6 protein-coding genes and 2 pseudogenes are annotated in these 5,403 nt (G+C 73.8%); 6 read left to right on the top strand and 2 right to left on the bottom strand.

The features are described 5' to 3' along the window. From G3I41_RS36830 to G3I41_RS13995, 3 genes and pseudogenes are all read left to right on the top strand, one after another. A pseudogene (locus G3I41_RS36830) lies at window positions 1-148 on the top strand (glycosyltransferase family 1 protein); the annotation flags it as partial. Window positions 149-217: 69 nt separating this feature from the next. Further along, entirely contained in the window at window positions 218-970 is a 753-nt protein-coding gene (locus G3I41_RS14000; RefSeq protein ID WP_164400538.1) for a class I SAM-dependent methyltransferase, read from the top strand. Continuing rightward, the gene (locus G3I41_RS13995; protein ID WP_164400537.1) at window positions 967-2,040 is read left to right on the top strand and encodes a prenyltransferase; all 1,074 of its coding nucleotides are present in this window, start codon (window positions 967-969) and stop codon (window positions 2,038-2,040) included. The genes G3I41_RS14000 and G3I41_RS13995 overlap by 4 nt, the downstream gene beginning before the upstream one ends. A gap of 18 nt (window positions 2,041-2,058) precedes the next feature. Here G3I41_RS13995 and G3I41_RS13990 read toward each other — a convergent pair whose 3' ends face one another. Further along, window positions 2,059-2,346: a hypothetical protein gene (locus G3I41_RS13990; RefSeq protein WP_018103415.1), complete on the bottom strand. Its 288-nt coding sequence runs from the start codon at window positions 2,344-2,346 to the stop codon at window positions 2,059-2,061. A 146-nt stretch (window positions 2,347-2,492) separates the two neighbouring features. Here G3I41_RS13990 and G3I41_RS13985 point away from each other — a divergent pair, with 146 nt between their 5' ends. The 3 genes from G3I41_RS13985 to G3I41_RS13975 all read left to right on the top strand — a co-directional run bounded on the left by G3I41_RS13985 (window position 2,493) and on the right by G3I41_RS13975 (window position 4,998). Then, window positions 2,493-3,047: a hypothetical protein gene (locus G3I41_RS13985; protein ID WP_164400536.1), complete on the top strand. Its 555-nt coding sequence runs from the start codon at window positions 2,493-2,495 to the stop codon at window positions 3,045-3,047. Window positions 3,048-3,087: 40 nt separating this feature from the next. After that, entirely contained in the window at window positions 3,088-3,864 is a 777-nt protein-coding gene (locus G3I41_RS13980; RefSeq protein WP_164400535.1) for a maleylpyruvate isomerase family mycothiol-dependent enzyme, read from the top strand. A 93-nt stretch (window positions 3,865-3,957) separates the two neighbouring features. Then, window positions 3,958-4,998, top strand: a complete 1,041-nt coding sequence (locus G3I41_RS13975; protein ID WP_164400534.1) for a PHP domain-containing protein — start codon at window positions 3,958-3,960, stop codon at window positions 4,996-4,998. A gap of 70 nt (window positions 4,999-5,068) precedes the next feature. Here G3I41_RS13975 and G3I41_RS13970 read toward each other — a convergent pair. Then, window positions 5,069-5,403 (bottom strand): annotated as a pseudogene (locus tag G3I41_RS13970) (hypothetical protein); the annotation flags it as partial.

Here is a 5,403-nt window from a genome sequence, read left to right as displayed (position 1 = left end):
CGCCGAGCTGCGCGCCCGGCTCGGGGCGGCCGGCCGCGAGCGCGTGCTCGCCCGGTTCACCTGGAAGCAGGCCGCGATCGGCACCGCCGAGCTGTACCGGCAGGCGATCGCCGCCCGCGCCGCCACCGGCCCCGGCGGCCGGCGGTGATACCGGACCTTCCGCCGGGCCCCTGATCCCGTTCCCCCGACCCACCCCCGACCGCGAAAGCAGGCACTCGTGCTGACCGTGGACTTCACCCGCTTCCCGCTCGCCGCCGGCGACCGCGTGCTCGACCTGGGGTGCGGCGCCGGGCGCCACGCCTTCGAGTGCTACCGGCGCGGCGCCCAGGTGGTGGCCCTCGACCGGAACGGTGAGGAGATCCGCGAGGTCGCGAAGTGGTTCGCCGCGATGAAGGAGGCGGGGGAGGCCCCGGAGGGCGCCACCGCCACCGCGATGGAGGGCGACGCGCTCAACCTGCCCTTCCCCGACGAGTCCTTCGACGTGGTGATCATCTCCGAGGTCATGGAGCACATCCCCGACGACAAGGGCGTGCTCGCCGAGATGGTCCGGGTCCTCAGGCCCGGCGGCCGGATCGCCGTCACCGTCCCGCGCTACGGCCCCGAGAAGGTCTGCTGGACCCTCTCCGACGCGTACCACGAGGTCGAGGGCGGCCACATCCGCATCTACAAGGCCGATGAGCTCCTCGGCAAGATGCGCGGCGCGGGCCTCAAGCCGTACGGCACCCACCACGCGCACGCGCTGCACTCCCCGTACTGGTGGCTCAAGTGCGCGTTCGGCGTCGACAACGACCAGGCGCTGCCGGTGAAGGCGTACCACAAGCTGCTGGTCTGGGACATCATGAAGAAGCCCGCCCTGACCCGGGTCGCCGAGCAGCTGCTCAACCCGGTCGTCGGCAAGAGCTTCGTGGCCTACGCGACCAAGCCGCACCTGCCCCTCGCCGCCGTCGCCGAGGCCGAGGCCGGCGCGTGAGTCTTCCCGAGCGGACCGAACACCTCGTCCTGCCCGGAGTCCTCACCGCCGAGCAGGCCGCCGAGACCGTCGCCGCGCTGCGCGCCGTGCAGCGTCCGGACGGCGCCATCCCGTGGTTCCGCGGCCACCACCTCGACCCGTGGGACCACACCGAGGCCGCCATGGCCCTGGACGCGTCCGGCGAGCACACCGCCGCGGAGCGCGCGTACGAGTGGCTGGCCCGCCACCAGAACGCGGACGGCTCCTGGTACGCCGCCTACCACGACGGCGACGCCGGGCAGCCGACCGACCGGAGCCGGGAGACCAACTTCTGCGCCTACGTGGCCGTCGGTGTCTGGCACCACTACCTGGCCACCGGCGACGACGCCTTCGTGGACCGGATGTGGCCCACGGTCTACGCGGCCGTCGAGTTCGTCCTGCGCCTCCAGCAGCCCGGCGGCCAGATCGGCTGGAAGCGGGAGGCGGACGGCACGGCGGTGACGGACGCGCTGCTCACCGGCTCGTCCTCGATCCACCAGGCCCTGCGCTGCGCGCTCGCCATCGCCGAACGCCGCGAGGAGCCGCAACCCGACTGGGAGCTGGCGACCGGGGCCCTGGGCCACGCGATCCGCAGCCATCCGGAGCGCTTCCTCGACAAGAGCCGCTACTCGATGGACTGGTACTACCCGGTCCTCGGCGGCGCCGTGACCGGCGCGGCGGCCAAGGCGCGCATCGACGAGGGCTGGGACCGCTTCGTCGTCCCCGGCCTCGGGGTGCGCTGCGTGCTGCCGAATCCGTGGGTGACCGGCGGCGAGAGCTGCGAACTCGCCCTCGCCCTCTGGGCGATGGGCGAGTCCGACCGGGCGCTCGACATCCTCCAGTCCGTCCAGCACCTGCGGGCCGAGGGCGGCATGTACTGGACGGGTTACGTCTTCGAGGGGAACCGGGCCTTCTGGCCCGAGGAGCACACCTCCTGGACGGCCGGTTCACTGCTGCTGGCGGTGGCCGCGCTCGGAGGGGACGAGGCGACCACCACCGTGTTCGGCGGGGACCGGCTGCCCAAGGGGCTTGGGCCGGACTGCTGCGGCTGAGCGGTTGACGGGGGAGCGTCAGCGCCGGACGCGGCCCGCGATGGCGTGCCCGATGAACAGGTACACCAGGGCGGCGAGGCCGTAACCGGCGACGACGTTGGCCCATGCCTTGTCGAACGTGAACAGGTCGTACGACCAGCCCGCGAGCCACCTGGCGGTGTCCCGCACGAACTCGACCAGTTCGTTGCCCCGGTTCGCGTCGAGCAGGTACATCAGGATCCACAGGCCGATGATGAAGGCCATGACGTCCGCCACGAGGGCGATGACACGTGCTGCGGTGAAGCCGTTGCCTCTGCTGTAGGACATGGTCTCCGTTTTGCCGCTCCCGCCCGGCCGAAACACGTCGGCCGGACTCGTACGGCCGCGCAGCGGTGGCGGGTTGCCCGGTGCGCGGCGAGCCTGGCGGGGAGTGCCGGACCCCGGCACCGCTCCACCCGCCACGGAGGTCCGCCGTGCTTCGTCCCGTACCGCTCCGCCGCCCGCTGCTCGCGCTGCTGCTGGCCTGCGCGCTCCTGGCGGGCGCCACCGCGTGCGGGAGCGACGACAAGGACAGCGGTGCGAGCAGTTCGGCGTCGCCCTCCGCCACCTCGTCGGCCCAGGCCCAGAAGTGGGCCAAGACCAGGTTCGTCGCCAACGCGGGGCTCGCCGCGGGCGCCACGTACCAGTGGATCGTGAAGCCGTACCGGGCCGGGAAGTTCAAGAAGGGCGCCGACGGGCGCACCCTCGCCCTCGTCAAGGCCGGGCTCGCGGGCGGCTTCGCCTACAACCGGCTGAAGGCCGCCACCGAGAACGCCAAGGGCGACCCGCTGCTGTCCAAGGCCGTCGCCCCGCTCACCGCGGGCATCGCCTCACTCAAGGGCCTGGGCACCAAGCTGCGCAAGGGCGAGGCGGGAGCGGGTGACATCGGCATGTTCGAGGACGTCATCAGCGGCATCAAAGACGCCGGGAAGAGCGCGGGCGCCGAGGTGAAGGACAAGGTCCCGTCCACCTCGCAGCTGGGCGGATAACCGCATGTGGAACGCGGGCATGCCGCACTAGGGTGCGGCCATGGGACTTCTGACGCACGAGCGCTACTGCGAGGAAATCGTCCGGCTCACCGGGGAGTTGAGGGCGGCCCTCCGGGGCGCCGACCTCGGTGCGACCGTGCCGACCTGCCCCGACTGGACCCTGCGCGAACTGGCCGAGCACGTCGGCCGCGCCCACCGCTGGGTCGGCGAGATCGTCCGCACCCGGGCAGCCGAGGCGGTGGCGGAGGACAAGGTGCCGGACAACAGCCCCGGGAGCGACGACCCCGCCGCCCTCGACCTCTGGCTGGCGGAAGGGGCCGCAGGCACCGCCGAGGCCCTCCGGGAGGCTGGGCCCGACGTCGAGGTGTGGGCCTGGGCCTGGGAGCACAGCACCGGCTTCTGGGCCCGCCGCATGGCCATCGAGACCGTCGTCCACCTCGCCGACGCGGCCCTCGCGGCGCAGGTCCCGTACACGATGACGCCCGAGCTGGCGACGGACACGCTCGACGAGTGGCTGGAGATCGTCGTGTTCGCGCAGAAGCTGGACCGCCCCGGGGCCGCCGAGCTGCCCAGGGACGGGCGCACCCTGCACCTGCACGCCACCGACGCGCCCGACGCCGAATGGCTGATCGAGCTCGGCGCGGACGGTGTCACCTGGCGCCGGGCGCACGGCAAGGCGGACGCGGCGCTGCGCGGGCCGCTCACCGACGTCATGCTCGTCGTCAACCGCCGCCTCGCCCCGGGCAGCGACCGGGTGGAGGTGCTGGGCGACGCCGCACTGCTGGACACCTGGCTTGAGCGCACCACCTTCGGCTGAGCGGAACGGGCCCGGCCGGTGTGCGGGCCCGGCCAGGCTGGGCCAAGCTGGACGGGGCGGCCGCCGACCGTCCCGTCCCGTGAGGAGGTGCCGATGGACCCGGTCAGGGCCCTGGAGCGGATCGCCTTCCTGCTGGAGCGCGGCAAGGCGGTCACCTACCGTGTCCAGGCGTTCCGCACCGCCGCGCGCACCGTCGCCGCGATGGAAGGCGGCGAGGTGGAGCGGCGGGTCGCGGACGGCTCGCTGGAACGGGTCAAGGGCATCGGCCCCCGCACCGCCCAGGTGATCCGCGAGGCGGTGGCCGGGGAGACACCCGGCTACCTGGACCGGCTGGAGTCCGAGGCGGCGAGCGCCGGGCCCCTCGCGGAGGGCGGCGAGCACCTGCTCCCGCTGCTGCGCGGCGACTGCCATACGCACTCCGACTGGTCGGACGGCGGCAGCCCCATCGAGGAGATGGGCCGCGCGGCGGCGGAACTGGGCCACGACTGGACGGTGCTCACCGACCACTCGCCCCGGCTCACCGTGGCCAACGGACTCTCCCCTGAGCGGCTGCGCAGGCAGCTCGCCGAGGTGGCCGAACTCAACGAGCGGTGGGCGCCGTTCAGACTGCTCACCGGCATCGAGTGCGACATCAACCTGGACGGCTCCCTGGACCAGGAGGAGGACCTGCTCGAACAGGTCGACCTGGTCGTGGTGTCCGTCCACTCCAAACTCCGCATGGACGCCGCCCCGATGACCCGCCGGATGGTCGCCGCCGTCCGCCATCCGCAGGCGAACGTCCTCGGCCACTGCACCGGGCGCCTCGTCACCGGCCGGGGCCGCCCCGAGTCGTCGTTCGACGCCGACGAGGTCTTCGCCGCCTGCGCGGAGGCGGGCACCGCCGTCGAGATCAACAGCCGGCCCGAACGGCTCGACCCGCCCCGCCGGCTGCTGCGGCGGGCCGTGGCGGCGGGCACCCTCTTCGCCGTCGACACCGACGCCCACGCACCGGGCCAGCTCGACTGGCAGGCGTACGGCTGCGCCCGCGCCGAGGAGTGCGGGGTCCCGCCGGAGCGCGTGGTCACCACCTGGACGGCCGACGAGCTGCTGCGCTGGACCCGGCAGGGCCGGATCCCGAAGCGCGCGGCCGGTTGAGCCCCGAGTACGCCGACGGCCCCCCGCCCGGAAGGGGCGGGGGGCCGCTGTGACGGACGGGGTGCGGGCGTCAGCCGCGCTGGATGCCCGTGGTGTCCTGGAGGACGCCGCGGCGGCCGTCCTGCGTCTGGGCGATCAGCGACGAACCGCGCTGCTCGACCGCGAGGTACCAGGTGCCCGGCGCCAACTCGGCGATCGGGGCCTGCGAACCGTCCTCGCTGTACAGCTGGCGGGCCACCGGCACCGCGAACCAGAACGGAGTGAAGTCGCCGGCACCGCCACCGGCCGCCGGGGCCGCCGGGGCCTTCTGCGCCTCGGGCTGACCCGGCTGCTGCGCGCCGTACGGCTGGCCCGGCTGCTGGCCGCCGAACGCCGGCTGCGGGCCGCCCGGGTAGCCGTAGCCCT

Source organism: Streptomyces sp. SID9727 (genome assembly GCF_010550605.1).
In the GTDB taxonomy this organism is placed as follows: Bacteria; Actinomycetota; Actinomycetes; order Streptomycetales; family Streptomycetaceae; genus Streptomyces.
This window is presented reverse-complemented; position numbering and strand designations above follow the sequence as displayed.